The organism is Streptomyces sp. NPDC057474 (genome assembly GCF_042802555.1).
Lineage (GTDB): Bacteria > Actinomycetota > Actinomycetes > Streptomycetales > Streptomycetaceae > Streptomyces.
In genome coordinates this window covers 26,196-50,027 of the sequence record NZ_JBHVDX010000016.1, presented here as the reverse complement: position 1 = coordinate 50,027, position 23,832 = coordinate 26,196, and the positions used below count along the sequence as shown (strand labels likewise).

Below are 23,832 nucleotides of genomic sequence, written 5' to 3'. Positions count from 1 at the left end.
CCCATGCGCGCCAGACGTACCGCCCTCGCCGCTGCCGTGGCCCTCGCGGCAGCGGTCTGCACACCGCTCCTGACGGCCCCCGCGGCGTCGGCGGCCCCCGCCAAGCTGTCCGACGACTTCAACGGCGACGGCTACCGCGACTTCGTCATGCTCGGCGGCTCGCACGGCAAGGACGGCCGGGTCACCGTCGTCTATGGCACGTCGACCGGCCCCGGCACCCGCGTCCAGACCATCCACCAGGATTCGCCCGGCATCCCCGGCGCGGTGGAGGAGGGTGACTCGTGGGGCGCCGCCGCCGTCACCGCCGACCTCGACCGGGACGGCTACGCCGACCTGGTCGTCTCCTCGCCCGGCGAGGACGTCGGCACCATCCGGTCCCGGGGCGGGCTGACCGTCGTCTGGGGCAGCGCGGGCGGCCTCGGCTCGGGCACGGTCTTCAACTCGCCCGTCCCGCAGGAGTACGAGAACCAGGGCGACCACCTCGGCGAGGACGTGGTCTCCGGCGACTTCGACGGCGACGGCGACCCGGACCTCGCCGTGACCAGCAACAGCCGGGCGGGCGTCGTCCTCCTGAAGGGCCCCTTCACGCGCACCGGCGGAAAGAGCGGCTGGGATTCCCTGGGCGGTGGCTACGGCTATCTGCACGCCCCCAACCTCGTCGCCGGCCGGGTCACCGCCGACGCCGCGACCGACCTGTACATGCTCGGCTTGGATCTCCAGGCAGGCAACGACATCAACCTGCGGGCCTACTTCCACCGCGGCGGCAGCACCTTCACCCAGCGCGCGGGCGAGGTGCTGGTGCCGGACGACGGCGGCCACCAGGGCGGCGACATCCTCGCCATCGGCGACTTCGACAAGGACGGCTACGGCGACCTCGCCATCGGCCGCGGCTACGAGCCGGGCGACGGCGAGCGCGGCTACGTCACCGTCCAGTACGGCGGCTCCGGCGGCCCCAACACGGCCCGCAAGCCGGTGAAGTTCAGCCAGAACACCACCGGAGTGCCCGGCTCCTCGGAGAACGAGGACTACTTCGGCTCCGCCATCGCCGTCGGCGACGTCAACGGCGACGGCTACGCGGACCTCGCCGTCGGCGCCCGCGGCGAGGACCTCGGCACCAAGCGCAACGCAGGCTCGGTCACCCTCCTGCTCGGCCGCGCGGGCGGCCTGACCGGCACCGGCGCCAAGTCCTACACCCAGGACACCTCCGGCGTCGCGGGCACCCCCGAGACCGATGACCAGTTCGGCGCCTACCTCAAGCTCACCGACTACACCCGCGACGGCCGCGCCGACCTGATGATCGACACCAACGAGCAGCTGGGGTACGAGGACCGCTGGGGCCTCGTCCACCAGCTCAAGGGCTCCACGTCGGGCATCACGACGACGGGCTCCAAGACGTACTCCGTGACCACCCTGAAGCTGTCGTATGCGCGGCTGGGCGGCCCGTTCGCACGCTGAGCCCGCTGACCGCTGCGGCGACCGCCACAGCGGGCGGTGCGAGGAGCGATCCAGAGCCAGCCGCCATCTTCACGTTGGAGGGAGAGTCAACACCTGCCTCAGGCGGTGTAGTTGAGTTACAGCACCATGATCGTCTTGGTGATCTTCCCGACGAGCAGCGCCGCGATGGCGTGCTCATGACGGGCGTGAGCCGCATCGTCGTGGTCACGCCTCCTTCAACGCCGTCTTGGCCGTCCGGGGATGCGGCGTCGGCGAGTGGGGGACAGGGTCCGATTCACCGGTCCCCGCCGAGACTCACCCTTGAGACGGAGGAACCGGGAAGAGCAGGCAGCTACTGGTGGCGTGGGCGAGTAGACGATCTTTCGCGTCGATCAACTGCGCCTGCGCGAGGGCGGTTTGACGGCCCTTGCTGACAACCGTGCCGACGGCGCGCACCGTGCCCGTCTCCACGGTGATCCGCCGTAGGAACTTCACTGTCAGGTCGAGTGAGGTGTACGCCATGCCTTGCGGGAGGGTGGTCTGGACGGCGCAGCCCGCCGCCGAGTCGAGCAGGGTGGCGAAGATGCCGCCGTGCACGCTGCCGATCGGGTTGTAGTGCTCCTCTCCCGGCGTCAGGGAGAAGACCGCCCTGCCGGGTTCCACCTCGTCCAGGGTGAAGTCGATGGCGTAGTTGATGGGCGGCCCCGGCAGTCGCCCCGCCTGCAACTCGCGCAGGAAGTCGATGCCGGCCATGCGTCCGGCGGCTTCCGCCAGGATCGCGGGATCTTCCCATTGATACGTACGTGTTCGTCCCACGACCGAGCGCCTTCCCGTCTGGCTTTTTCCAGTGAAGCTAGCTTCCGTCTCACCTGACTGTCAATGAAGAAGCCAGGCCCCTACGATGGCTGGATGGAGTGGCTTGAAGCGAGCACGGAGAACTGCCCCGTCCAGCGCACGCTCGACGTGGTCGGAGAGAAATGGACCTTGCTGATCCTGCGGGACGCCGTCAACGGAGTCCGCCGGTTCGACGACTTCCACCGCCACATCGGCCTGTCGGAGGCCGTCCTCAGCGACCGCCTCCGGAAGCTGATCGCGGCCGGCATCCTCAAGACCGTCCCCTACCAGGAGCCGGGCAGCCGCTCCCGCAACGAGTACCGCCTGACCCGCAAGGGCTGGGACCTATGGCCCGTCCTGATGGCGCTGCGCCAGTGGGGCGAGGCGTACGCCCTCGACCCCGAGGGCCCCGTACTGGACGTTCGCCACACCGACTGCGACGCTCCGGTCCGCGTCGTCGTCGAGTGTTCCGAGGGGCACTCCACTCTCACCCCTGGGCAAGTCACCGCCCGGCTGGGACCCGGTGCCCGGCTTCGGTCGTGAATCATCGGTGTGAAACCGCAGCCGGGGCTCGGCGTCACCCTGAACCTACCCGTCCCATTCCTTGGTCGGCGGGTCGTGCCCCGTGGAGCCTGGTGGGCGCGGTGACCCACCGTCGACCCCTCCGAGAGCCGGCCGCTCACGGGGTGTGGCCGGCGCGGCGGAGAACAGGGCGCAGGGCCTCGATGACGCCGGGGTCGTCCACCGTGGAGGGGATGGGCTCGTCGTGGCCGTCGGCGATGCCGCGCATCGTCTTGCGCAGGATCTTCCCCGAGCGGGTCTTGGGCAGGGCGGCCACGACCGCGACGTCCTTGAGGGAGGCGACCGCGCCGATGCGTTCGCGTACGAGCTGGACGAGCTCGGCCTCGCCCGGTTGCGCCGTTGTGGACGGTGGTGGGCGGCAGACCGGTCAGGTCGGCGTTCACGAGGCTGATCTCGAGGGCGGCGAAGTCCACTCCGGCTCCTGCAGCCAGGCTGCCCGGAAGAGCTCAAGGGTGTTCCTGCTGAGCATCTTGTCGTTGTCTTCGTTCTCGTCCACCGACGCGTTCTGGAGGGTGAGGTCGGTCCACGGCGAGACGCTGACGATCGCACCCGGGGCCGCCTCGCCCTTGGCGAGCAGACGCAGCGGCAGTCTCACGGCGAGGGTGCCGCCGATCGAGTGGCCCGTGCTGCCGATGTTCCGCGGCTCGTGGCCCTGTGAGAGCAGCCATCGGTAGGCGGTCTCGGCGGCGTCGAGCTGTGCCGGGTAGGGGTGTTCGGGTGCCAGGCGGAAGTCCATGACGAGGGAGCGGGCGCCGGAGGCCATGGGGAGGTGGCCGGCGGCCTTGCGGTCCGAGTGCATCGAGGCGGTGACCGACCCGCCGAAGTGGATTTTGCTCGGGGACTGGTGGACGCCTCTGGTGCTGCGGGAGGCGTGCTACGGGATCCTGCGGCTCGACGCGTTCCAGGAGTCGCTGGGGATCGCCCGCAACACGCTGACGGACCGGCTGCGCCGACTGGTGGCGGAAGGGCTGCTGGAAAAGCGGCCAAACAGACGGAGCCAAGGCCCCGGTTCAGTTCAACTACGGAGGCTGATGTCGTCGGCGCGCTAGTGGTGTGCACCGGCCAGCACAGCACTGCGCTCACGCAAACGGCCCCGGACGGGGAGTCCGAGGCCGAAAAGGCGCCTCCCTTGGGAGAGAAAGCCCAGGTCAGGCGTGTAACGCGTTGTGCCCCCGGCAGGATTCGAACCTGCGACACCCGCTTTAGGAGCTTTCCCTGGGCAGGGCTGTGACCTGCGAAAATATGGACAACAGCGGGTCTGGCCTGGGGAAACACTCCTCCGTAGTTCTCACGTCTTCGCGGAGCTTCCCGTTCCCGTGTGTGCTGCATACGTGCCGGTGGATGCTGTCCGACGAGGCCACGGGTTGTTCAGGGGGGCGGAGAGTGGTCGGAGTGAGGTACAGGCGGCGTCTCGTCAGACCTTCTCGACTCGCACGGGGTGTCCCGCGAGGAGTTGATTCATGTCGTCGGTGTCGGAGGTGAAGACGGTTGCCTGAGCTCCCTGCGTGGCTTCCAGCCCGGCCACAGCCGCCAGAATGGCGTCGATGGCGTACTTGTGCCCATGCAGGCCGGCTGCCTTCAGCATGTCGCGCGCCATGGCGATCACCTGGTCGTCCGTGTGCACGATGCGGATCCGGGACAGCGTCCAGTTCCACAATGCCTGCCTCGACGTTTCGCGTGGGTCCCACGCCTCCAGGGTCGTGAGCGCCGAGGTGACGATCGGGATGTCCAGCCGCGGAGCCGTCTTGATCAGCGCAGCCATCTCCCGATCGCCCTGAACCGCCTTGGAGAGAGCCTCGGAGTCGAACACGAAGACGCGCTGCCGCGGCCGGTGCAGCTTCGCTCGGGCGGTGCGGCTCACGCGGCCTCGTCCGAGTGTGATCGCTGCTCGTCATGCCAGCCGTCAATGGCGGCGACGCGGTCCAGCGCTGCTTGCTGCTCGTCGTCCGTCACGGCGCCGTGCTCTTCTTCGAGACGTTCGGCCAACTCGCGCAGTCGATCCATGGCGTCCTGATGAGCGGCGGCGGCCGCGATGTACCCGGACACTCCGCGCGCGTCGACGCGCTCCTTGATGGATTCCACCAGCTCTTCCGGCACGGTGATGGTGATCTTCCGAGTTGCCATACTTTAAGTATGCCAGATCTCGTCCGGCGCGGCCTGGCCTCCTAGGGGTCCTCATCTGCCCGGGCCGCCCTCCCGACGGATACCGCGCAGGTCTGCGAGAGGCGCGTCTGGGGTTCGTATGGGGATGTGGACTCTTTGTGGACTCCAGACGTGAGGAAGGCCCCCCGTTCGAATGGAACGAGGGGCCTGGATCTCTCTTACCTGCGTCGCAGGTGGTGCCCCCGGCAGGATTCGAACCTGCGACACCCGCTTTAGGAGAGAGGCTGGGCAATCGTGCTGCTGACCTGCGGCTTCGATACCTGGTGAGGCGGCCAGAAACTCGACTGCGGGACACCCCCATTGACCGTGGCTGACCCCTGCATCTGGCACGGTTATGGCACGAACCTCGGCCGACGACAGTCAGCCACGATGGCGGGTGCGTCGACCGACCAGGCGCGCGTGTGCCTCGCTGCACCCCCACCAGTCTCAGCCACGCTACTGGCTTGTGTCGTCGACCAGGGCAGGTCACGACGGCCGGTCCGTGACGACAGCCTCCGTGCCCTCAGCTTGGGAAGCTGCGATCATTCGAGGCTGAATCTGGGCGCTGACCTGCGTTGATTGCTGACCTGCACTCTCGCAGGTGCTGTCGGCTTTCACCGTGGTTCCCCGCTGTTCCCCGCTCGATCTGGTGCGGTAGTGGTGCGGAGCTGCGGCGTCCAGGAGGTGATCAGCTGACCACATTCCCTTCCCGGACCTCCTCCCTCGCCCGGGATGCCCGGCTGCTAGCGTCCGGCACCATGTGGGCTCACGAGATAGTGGCCGGTCGACCGGCGTGGCGGCACACCCCTTCCGGAGTGGTCTTCCGGGCTGTCCCCGGTGGGACGTTCCTGATGGGTCTGTCCGACGCGGAACTGGACGCGGTTCGTGCCATTGAGCGGTCCGACGGCGCCGATGACGACCTCGAAGCGTTCTTCGCCGGTGCTGTCCATGCCCGGCCGGTACGAGAAGTGCGGGTTGAGCCGTTCTTGATCGCCCGCCATCCGCTGACGGTGGCGCAAGCGCGGCACTGGCTGCCCGAGTACGAGGACAGCTTCGCCGACTCGGATGCAAGCACGGCCCGCTTCGAGGACGACTTGGACGACCTGCTCGGGGCGTTGCCCTTCCGGCTGCCCAGCGAGGCGGAGTGGGAGTACGCGGCCCGGGCAGGGACGACCACTCTGACCTTCCGAGGGGACGGAAAGCCGGACGAGGACCATGTGCTGGACGACTTTGCCGACGAGGAGCGCACAGCCGCGGCTGAGAACGCCTTCGGCTTGGCGGCGATGGGGTCGGCGAACGAGGTCTGCGCCGATGTGTGGATCCCGCATTTCACGGACGCGCCGGCGGATGCACGCCCCCGTACCGGCGACGGACCGCGGGTGGTGCGAGGAGGTGGCGGCGACCTATCTCCGTGGCAGGGCTGCGACGAGTGGCTGCTGTTGCTCTCCGCCACCCGCGACGAGTCTCAGGACTTCACTGCGGTCCGCCCGGTCGCACCCCTGCCAACCAGTTAGGGGCAAGATCTGGATGTCAGAAGGGGGCCACCTCAGAAATTTTCGGAGGTGGCCCCCTTCTGGACTGGTGCCCCCGGCAGGATTCGAACCTGCGACACCCGCTTTAGGAGTGGGATTGGATCCTTGCCGGGGGGTGCTCCACCCTGCCGCAGGGCGCTGTTCTTCCTGATCAGCGCCCTGGGGCGTCGTACCTCATCCTGCTCGTGACGCCCTGTGCTGGACCATCCGCTCACGCATCGCGCACGCATAGAGCTCGCGGTCTGGAAGGCGAAACTGGGGAGATCCGACCTGCGGCGCGCAGGCGGCTATCCGGGCATGCCCGCAAAGAATTGCTCGTCTTCGCCGAACTCGCTGCGGAGGAGATCCTGTTCTTCGGCATAGGCATGATCTTGGGCCTCGAACCAGGCGGCCATATCTGCGGTATCGGTGTTCATGCGGGTTTCGTGGTCGACGAGGGCCATGTGCTCGCCGTGGCAGATGTGCACGGCGTAGTTGAAGTCGCCAAGGCAGGTTTCGCCCGGAGGTACGTCGCCCATGTTGTCGAGGACGGCGTGGCCAGCCGGGCGGGTGCACCGGTAGGCGGCTACCTCGATGCCGAAGATCGCGTAGCCACCTTGCTGTTTGCCGCATACCGGCAGGAGTTCTGTACTAGGCAGGACTGGAACGGAGTTCATGATCTCAGTGCGCACGTCGGGGTACCTGCGGCTGCGGGCTGCCCTGCGGTGCTCTTCCCGGGCGCGCTTCTTGACGCGGTTACTGCCGGACTTAGGCACGATCGTCTCCCAGACGGGATCGCCCACGGACCCCAAGACGTCGTGCGCGGAGCGCAGGTTACATGCAGGAGTGTGGGGCCTAAAGGCCCTTGTCCGGTGCACGGCCTCCGTGGGCGAAACCGCTCGGAAACGGCGTTCACATCATGCCGCTCGGTGGCGACCATAGCGCATCGCAGGACCTCTGCAGAAGCGCTTCATCGCACCCGCGGCAGCTGACCAGGACACGAAGCGGATCGACATCACGTCGGGGCCGCTTGCCGGGCAAAGCTTCACCGCCCGTACCAAACTCGCAGCCTCTTATCAGCACGCTGGACGCACCACCAAGGCCATCGAACTACTGGAACAGGCAGCCGACGACACCGAGCACATCCTGGGCCCCGACCATCCCGACTCTATTGCAGCAACGCGGGTGCTGCTGGGATGGAGTCAGAATCCATGACCAGACGCAGCACCAGGTGGGCGCGGGTGCCTGCGGCGCCGACCGGTGCGTGTCTGACTGCGTGACAGCGCCACGAGCAGGGCGGCCTCGGCGGCCCGAGCCCGAGCAGTCGGGGCCTCCGCCGAGCGGCCTCAGGTGCCGTCGGAAGTGAGCGTGGCCATCATGCGGGCCACGCCCTCCCTCTCGGCCGCCGTTGGCCCGGTCGAACGGGCGGGCGCAGGGCGTCTCGGGGTCCTCGGGGCGCTGAGGGACGATGCCGATGCCTCCACGAGAGCGCGGACCTTGGCGAAAATCTCCTCGTCAAGCCGGTAAAGGTCACCATCCCCGGATTCGTAATGACGGAAGATGGCCTCCATCTCGGTCAGGTCATATCTGGACCCATCACCGTGTTCCATCCAGCTCTCCAGAGCCCATTCGGCGTAATCGTCCATGCGGCCTGCGACATGCTCATGCGCCTCTTCGCCTTTTTCGAAATCCGTCAGCAGTGAGGCGAAATCCAGGGCGTCGCTCAAGGATCGCCAATCCGAAAGATCGAACTCCATTATCCATTCGGCTGCCTGGTCGACTGCTTGCGGGAGGAATTCTCTGAGATCCTGCCTCTTTGAATCGCCGAGAAAGCTGAGAATATCCTGAACCGTCTGTTGATCCCATGCTTCGCTGATCACGCTGTCTTCGCTGATACTCCGCCAGCCAATGTCATGCACACGCTCGGACGTCACGGCGGTTCCCAGCTTCAGGTAGAGCAGGGCCCGATGGGCGTTGTCATGCGCGGAGTGGTGACCTTCTACCACGACGGTCTCCGACCGGAAGGCAAGCTCCGCACTCCGTTCCAACTCCGGCATGCAGCGCATCAAGGCTTTCAGCACCTGCTCCGCGTTACGGGAGGACAGCATGGACCATAGCGACTCGACCTGCTCGAAGAGCCGGATGCGACCGACGAAGTCCTTCATTTCGGAGTGATCGGAAGAGATGAAAGCGCGCATGTAGTCACGCACCGACGGGTTATGGAACTCCACGAACACTACTTCTCCGTGACGCACGCTCCTAAGCATCGTCCCGTCCAGCACCTTCAGAGCATTGTGCAGGTCCCGGAGTGCACCCCCCAATGAAGCCCAGACGCTTTCAAGGGTATCCATCCGGATACCGGACAGGAAGGATAGTTGCGTTTTAAGTAGGAGGGTGTCGGATGCGCCGATTTGGTGGTTGACGATGTGACCCCAAACGCGGCCGGGGTCATTCAGGTTCGCAACCATTTCGGTCGCGATGCGCTTCCCGGTGGTCCCGAATGCTACAGCCTCGGACAGTGTCGCGGCGATGACGCGCGGATTGAAATTCTCGTGCTGGACAATGGGTGCGTACGCATCTGGAGATGCGAATATTGACTTCGTGCGGGCTGGAAGGCTGGAGGTGGAGACGTGGTTGTAGAGGATTGACGCCCTCGCCCCGTACGTGTAATCGGCCACATCGAGCACGCACGTCTGGATATCGAAACGGTGTCTGTCGAGGCGCTCGTACCTCTGTCTGGCCTGCGCGAGAATGTACTCCCGCGTGGTGAGCAAAAACCTTTTGTTGGGGGAGTTTGCCGCCCGTTGCATCAGAGATATGAGGCGGCCGTCCTCGTTCTTCCCCAGCTTTTCGCCGATCGCGGTTTGCCCCAGAAAATCGTCGTAATAGAAAAGTTGAGGGACGCCAGGGTCCCATAGTTCATTTGCTTCCTCCGCGTCTTCGGAGATCTCTATGATGTCGTACCCGTGACTCGCGTAGTGGGCACACAGCACATGGCTGAGGGTGGTCTTACCTACTCCCGGAGCCCCGGCGACCACGCACACGTGCCGATCGTCAAGAAGTCGCAGCGCTTCCCCGAGGCTGCCGTTGTCGGCATACGTGCGCAGTGTGGCGTTGACTGCGTCGGCGAGGGCGTGGGAACGCGTGACGATGCTCTTGGACATGAGGGAGTTGAGTACCGAAGCGCTCGTGAGCCAGAGTCGCAGATGTCGCCTGACCACCTGATCGTGCTTGCGGAGAAGCGCATCGATGTCATCTTTGCCGTAGATGTCGCCCGGTGACCTGACGAACGGCTGCAGCATGTCGTAGAGCTTGTCCTTGGCGGCACGGCTGAGCTCGACCGATGTGGCAAGGACGTAGCGCCCTGGCTTGAGATGGGCGAGCTTGGGGGCCTCCGCCTTCCGCATGTGGGCCAGCAGCTTGGCTCGGCCGGACCGGTGGAAGTGCTTGCACTGCACGATCAGGGCGGGATCGTCTCCCTGCATATGCCGCAGATCCACGCCTCCGTCCGGCCCGGAGGTGAAGATCTCCAGCCGAACGCCGAATTCCAGCTCGAGGAGGTCCTTGCACACGGCCTCGAAGTCGAAGTCCGTCAGCCTGCCCACGTCGAACGTTTCCATGGTCCCGCCCCCTGCCTGATCATCCGCGTGCCGGGCCACTAGCCAGGGCTGCGGGCCCCGAAGTCACGCTGAACGGAGCGTGGATCAGCATTCCATGAGTCGCGATGCCATGGGTGCGGCTGGCGCTGGCCATGGCTTTGGATACGGCAGCAGCTGTGTCGTTCGAAGACGGCGGGGTCGTAAGCGCCGATCAGCGGATGACGCGGATCATCACGGTGAGGATCGGCGAGGCCGGTGACGGCTGGCTCTGACCGATGTCTTCGTACCCCCACGATTTGTAGAGGGCATGGACCTTTCCGTCCCCGGCGGCCGGGTTAACCATGAGAGTGACGTACGGCTCGTCGCGTGTGGCGAGAAGGGCGTCGTGGATGCGGCGAGCGGTGCCCGTCTTCCGCCAGGCTAGCCGGACGCCGATCTCCTTCAGGGCCACCGCCGGGCGCTCGGTGTACTTCTCCGCCGGCGAGGGGGTGGTGCGCTGCCAGTAGCGGTCGCCGTGCTCAATGGTGTTGCCGTAGGCGTAGCCGACCGAGTGCCCATCCGCGTAGGCGAGGACGGCCGTGAACCCCGGCTCGCCGCTGTGTCGGTCCAGGCGCTCGCCGAACGCGGTGACCGCATAGTTCGGCAGGTGGAGCAGTGGGGCGCGCACATCGGCGTATACGTCGAGGAGATCGCCTCGGACGGTATCCAGAGTGGTGAACGTGCGCAGTTCGATGGCGGGCGCCGTGGTCATGCGGCCATCCTCCAGGAGGCGGTGTGCTCGGTCCAGGTCTGCACGGTGGAGCTCCCCGGAGCGGTGGCCCGCAGCGCAGCCCCGAACTCCTGCAGCATGCGCGTTACCCGGGCGTGCTGGGTAGCGGCGTCGGCGGGGACCTTCATCGCGGTGGCCGTGGCAGCGTCGGCGGCACCTTGCGCGAGCTGGGCGTGTGCGAGACGGGTGGTGGCGATGGCCCGGGACCGGACCATGTGGGGCCGCAGGGCGGACAGGCAGCGGTGGGCGTGGTACTCGGCGGTCGGGTAGGCGCCGAGCGCCAAGTAGGCGGACAGGGCCAGGGAGTCCAGCTCGGCCTGGTCGTAGAAGGCGAGCATCCATACCGGCCGGTAGTCGGCGGGGTCGGCGCGCAGCATGGCCTCCTGCGCCTGCTCGAACGCACGGCGGGTGCCGGTGCGGTCCTGTCCCGCGCCGTGGATGGCGCCCTGCCGGGCCAAGCCCAGGGACGCAAACAGTGGGTCACGGCGGGTGAGGTGCAGGTTGCGGGCGACGTCGTTGGCGGCGAACGCGTCGGCGGGTCGGCCCATGTGCCGGTACATGGTGCCCGCGTGGCTCCAGATGCGGAATTTGATGGCTTGGTCGCCGGACATCTCGGCGAGGGCCTGGGCCTCACGCATGTGCGCCTTGGCGACGTCGTAGCGGCGGCCGTCGATGGCGGCCCACATCGCCGATGAGCGGAACGCCGCCGCGGAGGCGTAGAGGCTGCTGCGTACGCGCTGGGTGGCGCTGCCGGCGTTCTGGAGGTTCAGTGCCTCGTCGGTGAGCGCGGCGGCCCGCTGTTCGATGCCGAGTTGTCCGCCGTGGCGGTGGTCGTTGGCGATGATCTCGGCGAAGCGCTTGTTCAGGCGGTCGACGTCGCTCATGCCGATTCGGCGGGGCGCTGCGGTGCCGGGGGCGGCTGCTGCTACGGCGGCAGCCGCCGCAAGGCCGCCGACGAGGGTACGGCGCTTCATGTCGGGGTCCTCCTGCTGCGGTGAGGCTGGGGTCGGCGAAGGCCGGCCCCGTGGCACGAACCCTAGAGCGACAGCGGGCAGGCCGCTGACGTCCGCAAGCGCCTTGCGGGTAGCCGATTTGGGCCACGTGACCCGGCCTGCTTTCCAGGCCCGAACCGATGAGCCGTCGAGGCCGCCGGGCCGCCCGGTCAGCCGCTCTAAGGCGCTGTTCACAGAGTCGGCAAGGCTGTTGGAGCTGTAGCCGTGTTCTGCCATCCACGCCTCAAGAACGGTGTTGCGCGTGGTGTCCATGCACGCACGGTAGCTCTCACGCACTCTCCACCACCAGGTAAAGGGAAGGTCAAATCGCCCTAGGTCTTTCCGCCGGGTGGACGGCTGATCGCCCTAATCACTGTGCTGCGAAAGGGAGTTGTCTGGTTACTGGTCGCCCGCCACTCTCTCCGGTGCGGGCGACTGTTGACGGCCCGGCCCGCCCCTGATGCCTTCTCCGGGGTGATCCGGGCGCCGAGACAACGCGAAGGCTCAACCCCAATGACGAGTCTCAGTACGCCAGTTCAGGTCGCGCCCACCGGGCACCCCGCCTACAGCCAGTCCTTCCCGTGCGAGCCGTCCACGGCCGAGATCGGCCGCAAGCTCGTCCGTGACGCCCTCGGCGTATGGCACCTCGACAACCTCGCCGACGTTGCCGCGCTGATCATGTCGGAGCTGATCGCGAACGCCGTCAGGCACACGCCGTGCCACTCGATCCGCCTGATTGTCGGGCGGCCGAGCGCGACACGGGTCCGTGTCGGGGTGGTGGACCGGGCGCCTGCGCGCCTCCCGGTCCTTGGCCAGGCTGATGAGGACGACGAGTCAGGCCGTGGTCTGCTCCTGATCGACGGCATCGCCGACCGCTGGGGCTATGACCTGCATGGTCCGGAGAGGCGTCCACGCAGCAAAGAGGTCTGGGCGGAACTCTTCATTGGGGGCGACGCGTGAGCACCCCGGCCGCGGTGACCCCGCCCCACACGGACCTCGCCCGCCTCCGTCCCCGCCAGCAGATGGCCATGGAGTGCGCACGCTGCGCCCGGTACCTGGGGGCGCGCGGCGAGGTGCTGGGCGATGTGCGTCATCGGGGCCTGCTGTTCCGGCTCTGGGTCTGTGGGCCGACCTGCCGGTCGCCCACCCCTGGGACACGGACCGGAGCCGAGGCATGACTCCCCGCGTGGCCGAGCATTGGGTCACCGGTGACTGCTGGCTCGGGTGCGGGCGCACTGGAGTGCCCGTGATCTGGCTCGGCCCGCTTCAGTGGGACGGGCAGCACGCCCCGGTCTGCTCCTGCAGACCGTGCCTCGACCGCCTCAAGGCTCAGGCGCTCGCCTACTTCATGGAGCGACGGCCGGCTGCCGTCTGACCAGACTCCCGCCCCCGACCGTGCAGTGCTGTGCCGTACGGCCGGGGGCGGGCACCACCGCACAACAACATCCCAACGATTTAGAGGAGTTGGCATGACACGCAGCGCCGTAGTACCGAGCAGCACCTACGCGCCCCAGCAGACCCCGGGGACGTCGGACGGCTTCGACCTGGACGTCTCCCTCGTCGAGGTCGCCGACCCGGCGGGTCTGGTCAACCTGACCGATGACAACTGCGGAACCACCTGCGGCGCCTGCACCACCAACGTCGCCTGACCCGAGGCTCCACGTCTCTCCGGGCTGGTGCCGTCGCGCCTCGTGGCGTGGCGGCACTAGCCGCCCGTCCCTCACCTACGGAGGTAGTGGTGGCTGCTCCGCTCACAGCATTCCGAACCGGCACGACCGCTCTCGTACGAGCCGTTGCCCGGCCGACACTGCCGTGTCCTCCGCTTCCGGACCTCGACGATCGCTCTCCCAACGGGTCCGCCACCTGTGTCGCCTGGTTGCGCGCGGTCTGGGCGAACGGCGACCTCGCCGAAGCCCTGGAACACGCCAGCCCGGTCCTTGCCGTGCAGGTACGGACCGTGGGCACGGCCGCTGAGCCGTCAACGCGAGACGTCCGGCGTACGTCACTGTCCGTGGCCCGCTACCTGCTGCGCTCCCAGCACCGGGCGACGCCGTTCGGGCTCTTCGCCGGGGTGACCACCGCTGAGTTCGGTCCACAGGTACGCGCCGGCTGGGGTGTGGAACACGTGGCCGTCGGTCATGCGGGCGCAGAGTGGTTGGCAGCCGTCATCGAGCAGTTGGAGTCCTGCCCCGACCTCCTCGAGCGACTGCCCGTGGTCGTCAACAACACCGTGACGAGCCGCGGCGACCGGCTCATCGTGCCGTTTCAATCCGACGCCCAAGACGATCAGGCTCGCGCGGTTGAGGCATCCCTGGCCTTGACCGGGCCCGTGCGCGCAGTCCTCGCCGCGACACGGGCGCCGATCCGGGCCGGTGCGCTCGCCGACAAGCTCCAGGCGGAGTTCCCCGAGGCCGGGCCGGAGAAGGTGCGCCGGCTGCTGGTGGAGCTGATCCAGCGGCGTGTGCTGATCACGAGCCTGCACGCGCCGAGCACCGAGACCGACGCCCTCGGGTATCTGCTCGACCAACTCGACGCGACCGACGCCGATACCGACCCTCCGGTCGCAGAGATCGTGCGCGAGCTGCGGGCGATCCGGACCAGTCTGAAGGAGTGCACTTCGCGCGATGGGCGGGACAGCGTCGCAGCGCGGATGAGGGCCCTCGTGCCGGGCCTGCGCCGCCACCCTGTCGCGGTCGACCTGCACCTGGACGCGCAGCTCGTCCTGCCGGACGAGGTCGCCCGCGAGATCGAGCGCGCCGCCCTCATCCTGATCCGAGTCAGTGCCCGCCCGTACGGCACCGCGGCGTGGGGCGCGTACCACCAGCGGTTTTACGAGCGGTACGGGATCGGCACGATGGTGCCGCTCCAGGAAGTCGTCGCGGACAGCGGCACCGGCTACCCCGAGGGCTACCCGGGCACCCCGCCCGGCGCCCGTCGACCTCGCGTCTCCGCTCGGGATGACGCCCTCGTACGGCTGGCGCAGGCCGCTGTGCTCGACGGCCGCGACGAGGTGGTCCTCACCGACGAGTTGATCGACGCCCTGGACGAAGGGCCTGACGAGCCCCGGTTGCCGCCGCACCTGGAGCTGGGGGTGCGGGTCCATGCGGCCAACGTGGGCGAGTTGCAGCGGGGGCGGTTCCGGCTGGAGGTCGTGAGCGTGTCTCGCGGCGCTGGCGTCTCCACCGGCCGGTTCCTCAGCGTCCTGACCCCCGCAGGCCGTGAGGCCCTGGCCGCTGAGCTGGCTGACCTTCCGACCGCCGACAGCAACACCGTGCCCGCGCAGCTCTCCTTTCCGCCGCTTTTGGCCGAGAGCGCCCACGTCACGCGGAGCCCGCGAGTCCTGCCCACCGTGGTCAGCTTCCAGGAACACCGAGCCCCTGCCGACGACGTCTTAACCCCTGCGGACCTGGCGGTGGGGTGCGACGGCCGCCGCATGTACCTGGCCGCCCCCGAGCGTGGTCAGCGCATCGAGGCCGTCGGGATGCACGCGCTCAGCCTGCACACGCACACTCCGCCACTGGTGCGATTCCTCGCCGAGTTGTCCCGTGCTCAATGCGCGCAGGTCACCGTGTTCGACTGGGGCGCCGCAGCGGCGATGCCGTTCCTGCCGCGCGTGCGGTACGGCCGCTCGGTGCTCGCCCCGGCACGTTGGCGGTTGGAGGCGGCCGAGCTGCCTGGCCGCGCATGTCCTCGTGCCGCATGGGACTCGGCCCTCACCGACTGGCGGGCCCGGCGGCGGCTGCCTCGACGGGTCTACCTCGTGGAGGACGACCGGCGTCTGTACCTCGACCTCGACGAGGCCGGTCACCGGACGCTGCTGCGCCAGCACCTCGACCGAGTGGGCCTGGCCGTGCTCGTCGAGGGCGCGGAACCGGAGGCGTTCGGCTGGTGCGACGGTCGCGCTCACGAGGTAGTCGTGCCGCTCAAGGCGACCCGGCCGCCGGCGTGGCCGCCCCTGCCCGTTCCCACCCCCGCCCGTGCCTTCTCCCCGGCACAGAGGCATACCCCGGCCGCCTCGTCGGTGCTACTGGCCACCCTGTACGGAGATGCTCGCCGCCAGGACACGCTGCTCTCCCGCCACTTGCCTGATCTCCTCGAACGGCTCGGTAGCCCTCCGTGGTGGTTCATCCGCTTCCGGGACCCCGAGCAGCACTTGCGGTTGCGCATCGCGCTCCCCTCCCCTGAGGCATTCGCCGAGACGGCACGCACGGTGAGCGAGTGGGCCGACGAGCTGAGCGGAGCCGGTCTGCTGGCGGACCTGCGCTATCCCACCTCCTATCGCGAGATGGGCCGCTGGGGCTCCGGAGCGGCATGGGACGCGGCCGAGGAAGTGTTCCGGGCAGACTCGCGCGCCATCCTGGCCCAGCTCTCCCAGCCACGGCGCCCACACCAGCGCGCGCTGGTGGTCGCGCACACCGTCGCTATCGCCTCCGCGTTCCTCGGCAGCACGCAAGCCGGGATGCGCTGGCTGATCGACCACATCCCGCCCACAGCGCCGGTGTCCGTACCACGCCCGCAGTTCACTGATGCCGTACGTCTGGCCGACCCTGGCGACGACTGGGCGGCGCTGCGCGGCGCCCCCGGAGGAGCGGCCATCGTGTCGGCGTGGGCCGATCGCGATGCGGCGCTCGCCGCGTACCGGCGGCACCTGCCAGGCCCCCACACGCAGGGCATCGCCTTCGATGACGTCCTGACCTCGCTGCTGCACGTCCATTTCGTACGGCACATCGCGGTGAACTTCCCCGAAGAAGAGGTCTGCCTCTACCTCGCCCGCGCTGCCGCCCTGGCCTGGACCGCCCGCACCACAGGGAGGACACCGTGACCGCACAGGCCGCGCTGGACCTGGCCGACGCCGTCGCCGATCAGCTCGTCGACCCCTACAGCGCCCCCCTCGGCCCAGCGGGACGTCGGCAGCACCTCGCCCATGGCCTTCCCGGCATCGCGCTGCTGCATATCGAGCGAGCTGCGGCTGGCCTCGGGCCGTGGCAGCGTGCCCACGACTGGCTCGCCGCCGCCTCCCGCGCACCGCTCACCAGTGGCCCCGACAGCCACCCCTTCTACGGGGCGCCCGCCTTCGCGCACGCCCTGGCCTGCGCCGCCGATCACCTGACCGGCGCCTATGGGCGCGCTCTTGACACTCTCGACCGGCAGATGACGGCCGATGTGAACCGGCGCCTCGACGCCGCTCACCGCCGCATGGACGCCGGACGCCTCCCGGCGCTCGCCGAGTTCGACATCATCCGGGGCCTGACCGGCTACGGCGCCTACCTCCTGCGCCGCAACCCCAGCGCCCCCGCCCTGCTCGCTGTCCTCGACTACTGCGTACGCCTCACGCAACCGATCATGGACGACGGAGAGGTACTGCCGGGCTGGTGGACGGACACGGGGCCGTCGGGCCGCCTGGACGACCACTTCCCAGGCGGGCACGCCAACAGCGGCATGGCGCATGGCATCGGCGGCGTGCTCGCGCTGCTGGCACTCGCCGCCCGGCAGGGCACCTTCGTCGACGGCCACGACGAAGCACTTGGTCGGATCCTGGCATGGCTGGACCGCTGGCAGGAGGACACGGGCCGAGGCCCGGCCTGGCCATACTGGGTCACCCGGGATGAGCTGCGCACCGGACCCCTCACCCCGTCCGCACCACGGAGGCCGTCCTGGTGCTACGGCACTGCCGGCCTGGCCCGCGCCCAGCAACTCGCCGCGCTCGCCCTCGGCGACGTCAACCGTCAGCTGGACGCCGAGAACGCGCTCGTGGCCGCCCTCACCGACCCCGCCCAGCTCAAGGCCACGACGGACAACGCCCTATGCCACGGCTTCGCCGGCCTTGCCCACGTCGCAGCCCGGGCCGCCGACGACGCCCACCCCTCGACCGTCGGACAGCTCCGCGCCATGATCCCGGCACTCCTGGCCGCAGTCCACCCGCCGGACACCGACCCCGTACACGCCGCCACGACGCTCATGCAGGACGAGGAGCGCGGCCCCGGCCTCCTCGACGGCGCAGCCGGTATCGCCCTGGCCCTCCTCGCGTCCAGCACCGCCGCACCGCCCCGATCCGCCTGGGACGCCTGCCTGCTCATCGCCTGACCTCGCCGACCGAAGGACCCCCGCATGCCCCCGGACCGCTGGCAGCAACACAACATCACCTTCGCCGACCGCGAGAGCGCCCAGCGCGCCATCGCCGAACGCATCGCCCCCGTCCTGCTCGCGGCCGAAGCGGACGGGCAGCTCACCGGCTGGTGGTTCATGAACAAGCAGCCCTGGCCGCTGCGGTACCGCGCCGCCGAGCCCTCACCCATCGTCGAAGCGCTGCTGAGCGACCTCGTCGACGACGGCACGGCCGTGTCATGGCTGCCCTGCCACTACGAACCCGAGACCGACGCCTTCGGCGGGACCGACGCCATGGATGTCGCTCACGAGCTGTTCCACCAGGACAGCCGCCACCTGCTCACCCATCAGCCTGCCCCGGAGAACCTTGGGCACCGTGAAACCGCCGTACTGCTGGCGAGCGCGATGATGCGGGCGGCCGGCCTGGACTGGTTCGAACAGGGTGATGCGTGGGCGAAGGTCGCCGCGCTTCGGCCGGCGACTGGCCATCTGCCCTCCGAGCGGACCGCCGAACTGGCGCCTGCGATGCGCAAGCTGATGACCGTCGACGCCCACAGCCTGTGTCGACCGAGTGGCCCGCTTGCCGGGCACGACGGGTGGGTGTCCGCCTTCGAGGGAGCGGGCGCCACGCTGGCTTCCCTCGCCAATCAAGGCGCCCTCACTCGCGGTCTGCGAGCCGTCCTTGCCCACCACGTGATCTTCCATTCCAACCGCGCCGGTCTCCTCCGGGGTGACCAGAGCGCTATGTCCAACATCGCACGAGAGGTAGTCATGGGAACGAGCGACAACACCGCGTTGACCAGCGAGGCAGAGGCTGACACCGATAGCGTCAGCGCGGTGAACACCGACACGATCACCACCCCCACAGCGGACGCCGAGCGCCTCCGTAACGCCCTGGTCGACCAGCTCCTTGCGGACGGACACGCCCGCACTCCAGCCGTCGAGACTGCGTTGCGTACCGTGCCCCGCCACGTGTTCGTGCCGGATGCGTCGCTCGAAGACGCCTACGCCAACGCGCCGGTGCACATCAAGTACGACACTGACGGCACGTCGATCTCCTGCGCCTCCCAGCCGGGCGTCGTCGCCCTCATGCTGGACCAGCTCGACGCCCAGCCCGGGGAGTGCATCCTCGAACTCGGCGCCGGCACCGGCTACAACGCCGGCCTGCTCGCCCACCTGGTCGGCGAGCGCGGACACGTGACCACCCTCGACGTCGACGACGACCTGGTGGAGGGCGCTCGGGCGCACCTTGCCGCCGCCGGTATCACCAACGTCGAGGCCGTGACCCGAGACGGGGCCCTCGGCTACGTCGAAGGAGCGCCGTACGACCGGATCATCGCCACTGTCGGCGCGCACGGCGTACCGCACGTCTGGCTGCAGCAGCTCGCGCCCGGCGGCCGGCTCCTCGTCCCCCAGCGCCTCAAGGGCACCGTCTCCCGCTCTATCGCCTACGAGCAGCGCGACGGCCGATGGATGTCCGTCAGCAGCGAAATGAATACGTTCATGCCTCTCCGGAGGGGCATCGCCGACGACGACCGTCGCGCCGTCCCGCTCAGCGCGGACGGCACCGTCCGACTGCAAGCCCCCGCTGGACAGAGCATCGACGCCGAGGTCCTCGCCGGCGTCCTGGACCAGCCGCGCACCGAGGAGTGGACCGGCATGATGGTCCGCGCCATGGAGTCGCCGGAGTGGATGGAACTGTTCCTCACCTGCTCCCTCCCCTCCGGCCTGATCCGCATGCTGTTCCCCCAGGGTGCCAAGGGCACTCTGCTCACCGAGGACCCCTACCCCTCCTCGACCGCGACTGTCGACAAGGGCGCCGTCACCTACCTCGCCCGGCGTCTGTCGACGGAGAAGACTCCCGACGGTGGCAAGCTCTGGGAGTTCGGCATCATCGGCCACGGCCCCGGCAGCGACGAGCTGGCCGCGAAGGTTGCCGACGCCATCCGGACCTGGGACCGCGAGTACCGCGACCGTGAGGCGACGTTCGAGATCCAGTCCCTTGACGCCCCGGCCATCGAGCAGCGCCCCGGCCTCTTCGCTCTCGACACTCCTCTGAACCGCATCGTCGTCGACTGGCAGTGACGCCCCACGTGTAGTGGACGGTGCCCGTCGGCGTACGGCTGGCGGGCACCGTCGCTCCGCAGTCCTCACTTACGCCCCGGGGGACCCATGGACCCGCACGGACCCATAGCCCAGCGCTTTCCGCTCGTCGCCCGATTCCGACCCGCCTGCTTGCCGCTGCCTGAGCGCGTACGCGGCCTCGTGGAACTGGCTGACACGGCGGTGAAGAAGAGCGATCAAGGGCTCGCATCGGCGGTCTACAACCAGGCCGCGCTCATCGCCTCCGATCTCGGCCTTCCCGACCTCGCCCGCGAGATGTGCCGCCAGCACGCCGCCGCCTACCTCCACGCCTGCCTCCTGCCCGGCATGAGCGCGATCCGAGGGTTGGAACCGGTGGTCAACCTCGCCCGCCTCCAGATCCGCGCCGGCCGCGCAGACGAGGGACGTCAACGATTGCTCGACCTGTATGGGGCGGTCGAGGCGGGCGCAGCCGCCCAGTTCGAGGGTGTCGCCGTACCGGCGGACCTCACTGTGACCGACGAGGACCGCCATGAGGTCCGCGCGTGGCTGTGGCGCGTGCTCCTCGCCGACGGCACGCGCACCCTCACCACCACGGGACGTTGGGCTGAGGCCAAGGCACACATCGAAGCTCACCGCGGTGTAGGCAAAAGGATGCTCGACGGGCGCCAAGTCGCCGTAGTCGCCGCTCTCGCTGCAGGTGACACAGCGTGGGCTGCTGTCCTCCTTGCCGACACAATGCCTGGCGATCCCTGGGAGCAAGCCGTCACGGCCTGCCTGACCGTGCTGTGCCGCCGCGACGCTGGGCAGCCGATCGACGGCCACCTGACAGACCTGACAGCCGCTTTCCTTGAGCGTAAGACGGAACCAGGAATGACCATCTTCGACATCCGGCTCGGCCTTACCGTTCTCGACGCGATCGGCTCGGCCGAGGCGCCCGCCGCGCGCCGCATCGTCGAGCACCTCCACCGCAAGACGACGGACGCCCAAGACGGCTACGCGGCCCGCGAGAACCTGGCGCATCCTCTTTTCACCGAGATCGCCACGGACCGGCAAGTGCAGGAATGCCGCGCGCTGGTGCGCGCCTGCGCCCTCGGTGTTGGGATCCTCCCAGACGAACTGCGAGGAGAACTGACGGCGGCCCTGCGCGCCAGCGATAGCGTGATCCGGGAAAGCGTCGTGCGTTCCTCCGATCCCGGAGGAACGCAACCCCTGCGGTTCTGACGGTGTCTATCGGCGCTGTCCGTGCTGCTGTTTGGTAGGCGATGGAGCCACCGAGGGGAGCCGACTGTTTCCGGTCTGCTGAGTGGGGATCGAGCCTGCCATGGTCGATTGTTGGCGGGCGGCTTCGGCGCGGCGGTTGGGTGCTGAGCTTCGGCCGGTGTGCTGGATGCGGGCAAGCGACCCAAGGCCCTCGTATGGACCGAGGAACGCATCCTTCACTGGAAGAGCACCGGCGAAAAGCCCTCGTCAGTGATGGTCTGGACACCGGAGCACACCGGCCTCTTCCTCGACCACGTCGCGGAGGACCGCCTGTACGCGCTGTTCCACCTGATCGCGTTTCGCGGACTGCGACGGGGTGAGGCGTGCGGGCAGAAGTGGACCGACACCAACCTGGGCGCCGGTCTCATCACCGTCGCCAAGCAACTCGTCGTGGACGGCTGGGAGGTGTACGAGGACGACCCCAAGACCGACGCCGGCGCCCGCACCATCGCGTTGGACTCCGACACGGTTCAGGCTCTCAAGCGGCACCGTGCCCAGCAGGACAAGGACCGCAAGGAGTGGGGGAGCGCCTGGGTGGAGACCGGACGCGTCTTCACCAAGGAGAACGGTGAGCTGCTCCACCCAGCCAACGTCACACGGCGGTTCATCGAACTGTATGAGGAGATCGGCCTCCCGCCGGTCCGGCTCCACGATCTCCGCCATGGTGCCGCGACGCTCGCCCACGCGGCCGGGGCTGACCTGAAGGATATCCAGGAGATGCTCGGCCACTCCTCGATCACCATCACGGCCGACACGTACACGAGCCTGCTCCCCGAAGCGGACCTGGCGATCGCCGAGGCCGCAGCCCGGCTCGTACCGCGCGCCCGCGCCACCTCCGAAAACACCGCCCCCGAAGCGGAGGCCGAGCCCGACGACGCGGAGCATCCCGGCCCGGAGTCCGTGCCGGGTGATGCTGATCCGTTGGGCGGTATTCGGGAGATCAACTCTCCGTCCGCTCACGCAAACGGCCCCGGACGAGAAGTCCGAGGCCGAGTAGGAGCCCTCCCTGGGGGGGAAACCCCAGGTCAGAGCGGTAATGCGTTGTGCCCCCGGCAGGATTCGAACCTGCGACACCCGCTTTAGGAGTTCGATCCGAGCGCGGCGTGGTGGGGACTCGCCTCGCGCACTGGCGCCGCATATGGCCGCTGGTTGTCGCCGCCGTCCGTGCTCGTTGATGTCAACGTTGGATGTCAGCGGAACAGCCCTGGGACCGGGCAGACCTCCAGTGGCTCATCCGGCCGGTCTGCCCAGCTCCACCAGATATGCCGATCGGCACACCGCCACAGCGACCGGCAGGTCCGCCGGCCGTCGTCCTCCCGTTCGGTGAGCACCAGGCCACCAGATTTCATTGGCTGGCTGCATGCGGGACAGGTCGGGGGCTCGTTGATCATGCGGCGCACCCTAACGGAGCGACCACTTCGTCCCGAAGCAACTTGGGTGGGGGCGCTGCCTTGGTCTGGTGTGGCTCTGAGCTGTGCTGATGGTCTGCTGACGTTCACGGGCGTCTGCCGTTGCTCGTCGGCGTTGTCACGGAGTTAGACACTCACCCCGCCGCTCCTCTTGGCTCGGTCGATGCACCAGAGATCTGGCGTGCCAACTCCTCGACGACCTGGGGCACGACTCGTTGAGCGCCCTCGTCTTCCAGTGCTTCGGCAAGTGCCTGATGGACCGCCGTGAACGGCTGCCCCGCATATGAGGCAAGGGTCCGGTCAACCGCTCGCTCGATCTTCGCGAGATGGGCTGCCACGATCGGCATTGCCTTGTCGTACTCGCTGGGGTCCGTAGCCATGGGCTCAGCCGATCAGCACCGCCCGATCGGGTCAAGGCCGGGCACCAAGCCATCAGCTTGGGAAGCTGCGATCATCCACGGCGTTGGCATGGCGCGTCAGATACCATGCTTGAAGATGGCCTCGTCTAGATCATCCCGAAGTGGCAAGATCCGTGCTCGCCACGCTGCAACCCGTTGATCGAGAGAGCCAAGATTCCCGCCTTCGACTTCCTGCCTGATCTCCAGGCAGCGTAGGCGGATGTCCTTTGCAATCTTGGCCACCTTCGGAGGGCCTTCTCGCGAGACATCGTTGACGACGTCGTGGACTCTCCGGTCGGCCGCCTCAAAGCTTGCTTGGGTAAAGTCGTTGGCTTCAAGGGAATGGCGAAACTGGTTTAGTGCTGTTGTGAGGGCATGGTATGCCTCCTGTCGCCCCTTGTAGCGAGCTGAGGCGATTGTTGCTTTACTGCCCATGCGAGCTCCCGCGAGGCCGCCGATTAAGCTTGCTACTCCCGCGATCAAGGCTGCCAATCCCTCGTCCATGACCACTGGTTTAGCAGATTGAAGACATCGGCGTAGCGCTTACTGAGTCAATCCATCCTCGACGTGCGCGCTTCTCGATGCGAACTACGGGCGCGGCGGTCGCTGAGGCTTGCTGGGCTGACCAGCCGGCCGCATACGTGCAGTGATGGTCGGCTGCGGTCGCACCGGTTGCTGTACTTCGCTGTGTACAGCTGGACCCCGCTTTCGA

Annotated in this window: 22 protein-coding genes, 2 tRNA genes and 1 pseudogene; 12 read left to right on the top strand and 13 right to left on the bottom strand. The window is 68.2% G+C overall.

What is annotated here, in order from left to right:
* Positions 1-3: 3 nt before the first annotated feature.
* Positions 4-1,455: an FG-GAP and VCBS repeat-containing protein gene (locus tag ACFU53_RS07040; protein ID WP_383986889.1), complete on the top strand. Its 1,452-nt coding sequence runs from the start codon at positions 4-6 to the stop codon at positions 1,453-1,455.
* Between the two features lie 294 nt (positions 1,456-1,749).
* On the opposite strand, the gene ACFU53_RS07035 is transcribed toward ACFU53_RS07040, so the two are convergent.
* A complete protein-coding gene (locus ACFU53_RS07035) occupies positions 1,750-2,250 on the bottom strand; it encodes a PaaI family thioesterase (RefSeq protein ID WP_383986887.1) in 501 nt (166 codons plus the stop codon).
* 93 nt (positions 2,251-2,343) lie between these two features.
* Here ACFU53_RS07035 and ACFU53_RS07030 point away from each other — a divergent pair, with 93 nt between their 5' ends.
* The gene (locus ACFU53_RS07030) at positions 2,344-2,811 is read left to right on the top strand and encodes a helix-turn-helix domain-containing protein (RefSeq protein ID WP_221750426.1); all 468 of its coding nucleotides are present in this window, start codon (positions 2,344-2,346) and stop codon (positions 2,809-2,811) included.
* 136 nt (positions 2,812-2,947) lie between these two features.
* Here the strand turns inward: ACFU53_RS07030 and prpE are convergent.
* Both prpE and ACFU53_RS07020 read right to left on the bottom strand, forming a co-directional pair.
* A pseudogene (prpE, locus tag ACFU53_RS07025) lies at positions 2,948-3,172 on the bottom strand (propionyl-CoA synthetase); the annotation flags it as partial.
* A gap of 57 nt (positions 3,173-3,229) precedes the next feature.
* The gene (locus ACFU53_RS07020) at positions 3,230-3,649 is read right to left on the bottom strand and encodes an alpha/beta hydrolase fold domain-containing protein (protein ID WP_383986884.1); all 420 of its coding nucleotides are present in this window, start codon (positions 3,647-3,649) and stop codon (positions 3,230-3,232) included.
* A 7-nt stretch (positions 3,650-3,656) separates the two neighbouring features.
* Between ACFU53_RS07020 and ACFU53_RS07015 the strand changes: the two genes are divergently transcribed.
* Positions 3,657-3,899: a winged helix-turn-helix transcriptional regulator gene (locus ACFU53_RS07015; protein ID WP_383986881.1), complete on the top strand. Its 243-nt coding sequence runs from the start codon at positions 3,657-3,659 to the stop codon at positions 3,897-3,899.
* 365 nt (positions 3,900-4,264) lie between these two features.
* Here the strand turns inward: ACFU53_RS07015 and ACFU53_RS07010 are convergent, their stop codons facing one another.
* The 3 genes from ACFU53_RS07010 to ACFU53_RS07000 all read right to left on the bottom strand — a co-directional run bounded on the left by ACFU53_RS07010 (position 4,265) and on the right by ACFU53_RS07000 (position 5,265).
* A complete protein-coding gene (locus tag ACFU53_RS07010; RefSeq protein ID WP_383986879.1) occupies positions 4,265-4,711 on the bottom strand; it encodes a hypothetical protein in 447 nt (148 codons plus the stop codon).
* The gene (locus ACFU53_RS07005; protein WP_383986877.1) at positions 4,708-4,974 is read right to left on the bottom strand and encodes a hypothetical protein; all 267 of its coding nucleotides are present in this window, start codon (positions 4,972-4,974) and stop codon (positions 4,708-4,710) included. The genes ACFU53_RS07010 and ACFU53_RS07005 overlap by 4 nt, the downstream gene beginning before the upstream one ends.
* A gap of 213 nt (positions 4,975-5,187) precedes the next feature.
* Positions 5,188-5,265 (bottom strand) — tRNA-Arg (locus tag ACFU53_RS07000).
* Between the two features lie 485 nt (positions 5,266-5,750).
* Between ACFU53_RS07000 and ACFU53_RS06995 the strand changes: the two genes are divergently transcribed.
* The gene (locus ACFU53_RS06995) at positions 5,751-6,506 is read left to right on the top strand and encodes a formylglycine-generating enzyme family protein (RefSeq protein ID WP_383986874.1); all 756 of its coding nucleotides are present in this window, start codon (positions 5,751-5,753) and stop codon (positions 6,504-6,506) included.
* A 305-nt stretch (positions 6,507-6,811) separates the two neighbouring features.
* On the opposite strand, the gene ACFU53_RS06990 is transcribed toward ACFU53_RS06995, so the two are convergent.
* Positions 6,812-7,306: a hypothetical protein gene (locus tag ACFU53_RS06990; protein WP_383986871.1), complete on the bottom strand. Its 495-nt coding sequence runs from the start codon at positions 7,304-7,306 to the stop codon at positions 6,812-6,814.
* Positions 7,307-7,448: 142 nt separating this feature from the next.
* Between ACFU53_RS06990 and ACFU53_RS06985 the strand changes: the two genes are divergently transcribed.
* Positions 7,449-7,718, top strand: coding sequence for a tetratricopeptide repeat protein (locus ACFU53_RS06985; RefSeq protein ID WP_383986963.1), 270 nt, complete (start codon positions 7,449-7,451; stop codon positions 7,716-7,718).
* A gap of 131 nt (positions 7,719-7,849) precedes the next feature.
* Here the strand turns inward: ACFU53_RS06985 and ACFU53_RS06980 are convergent, their stop codons facing one another.
* From ACFU53_RS06980 to ACFU53_RS06970, 3 genes are all read right to left on the bottom strand, one after another.
* On the bottom strand, positions 7,850-10,123 hold the full coding sequence (locus ACFU53_RS06980) for a restriction endonuclease (RefSeq protein WP_383986868.1): 2,274 nt from the start codon (positions 10,121-10,123) through the stop codon (positions 7,850-7,852).
* A 190-nt stretch (positions 10,124-10,313) separates the two neighbouring features.
* Positions 10,314-10,853 (bottom strand): GNAT family N-acetyltransferase, encoded by a 540-nt coding sequence (locus tag ACFU53_RS06975; RefSeq protein WP_383986865.1) that lies wholly within the window; start codon positions 10,851-10,853, stop codon positions 10,314-10,316.
* Entirely contained in the window at positions 10,850-12,136 is a 1,287-nt protein-coding gene (locus ACFU53_RS06970) for an XRE family transcriptional regulator (RefSeq protein ID WP_383986863.1), read from the bottom strand. Before ACFU53_RS06970 ends, ACFU53_RS06975 begins: the two co-directional genes overlap by 4 nt.
* A gap of 240 nt (positions 12,137-12,376) precedes the next feature.
* Between ACFU53_RS06970 and ACFU53_RS06965 the strand changes: the two genes are divergently transcribed.
* The 7 genes from ACFU53_RS06965 (at position 12,377) to ACFU53_RS06935 (ending at position 22,396) form a co-directional block, all read left to right on the top strand.
* Entirely contained in the window at positions 12,377-12,823 is a 447-nt protein-coding gene (locus tag ACFU53_RS06965; RefSeq protein ID WP_383986860.1) for an ATP-binding protein, read from the top strand.
* Between the two features lie 509 nt (positions 12,824-13,332).
* A complete protein-coding gene (locus tag ACFU53_RS06960) occupies positions 13,333-13,512 on the top strand; it encodes an FxLD family lanthipeptide (protein WP_328339846.1) in 180 nt (59 codons plus the stop codon).
* Between the two features lie 227 nt (positions 13,513-13,739).
* Complete coding sequence (locus tag ACFU53_RS06955; RefSeq protein WP_383986857.1) at positions 13,740-16,685, top strand: lantibiotic dehydratase; 2,946 nt, start codon at positions 13,740-13,742, stop codon at positions 16,683-16,685.
* Complete coding sequence (locus ACFU53_RS06950) at positions 16,682-17,947, top strand: lanthionine synthetase C family protein (protein ID WP_383986854.1); 1,266 nt, start codon at positions 16,682-16,684, stop codon at positions 17,945-17,947. The genes ACFU53_RS06955 and ACFU53_RS06950 overlap by 4 nt, the downstream gene beginning before the upstream one ends.
* A 24-nt stretch (positions 17,948-17,971) precedes the next feature.
* Complete coding sequence (fxlM, locus tag ACFU53_RS06945; protein ID WP_383986851.1) at positions 17,972-20,053, top strand: methyltransferase, FxLD system; 2,082 nt, start codon at positions 17,972-17,974, stop codon at positions 20,051-20,053.
* Positions 20,054-20,140: 87 nt separating this feature from the next.
* Entirely contained in the window at positions 20,141-21,274 is a 1,134-nt protein-coding gene (locus ACFU53_RS06940) for a hypothetical protein (protein WP_383986848.1), read from the top strand.
* 252 nt (positions 21,275-21,526) lie between these two features.
* A complete protein-coding gene (locus ACFU53_RS06935) occupies positions 21,527-22,396 on the top strand; it encodes a site-specific integrase (protein WP_383986846.1) in 870 nt (289 codons plus the stop codon).
* Here the strand turns inward: ACFU53_RS06935 and ACFU53_RS06930 are convergent.
* The 3 genes from ACFU53_RS06930 to ACFU53_RS06920 form a co-directional block, all read right to left on the bottom strand.
* A tRNA-OTHER gene (locus tag ACFU53_RS06930) sits at positions 22,358-22,444 on the bottom strand. The two genes, ACFU53_RS06935 and ACFU53_RS06930, sit on opposite strands and share 39 nt — an antisense overlap.
* 412 nt (positions 22,445-22,856) lie before the next feature.
* Positions 22,857-23,102 carry a hypothetical protein gene (locus ACFU53_RS06925; protein WP_383986843.1) on the bottom strand — a complete coding sequence of 82 codons (246 nt, stop codon included), beginning with the start codon at positions 23,100-23,102 and terminating at the stop codon, positions 22,857-22,859.
* Positions 23,103-23,198: 96 nt separating this feature from the next.
* Positions 23,199-23,624 (bottom strand): hypothetical protein, encoded by a 426-nt coding sequence (locus tag ACFU53_RS06920; RefSeq protein ID WP_383986840.1) that lies wholly within the window; start codon positions 23,622-23,624, stop codon positions 23,199-23,201.
* Positions 23,625-23,832: the final 208 nt, after the last annotated feature.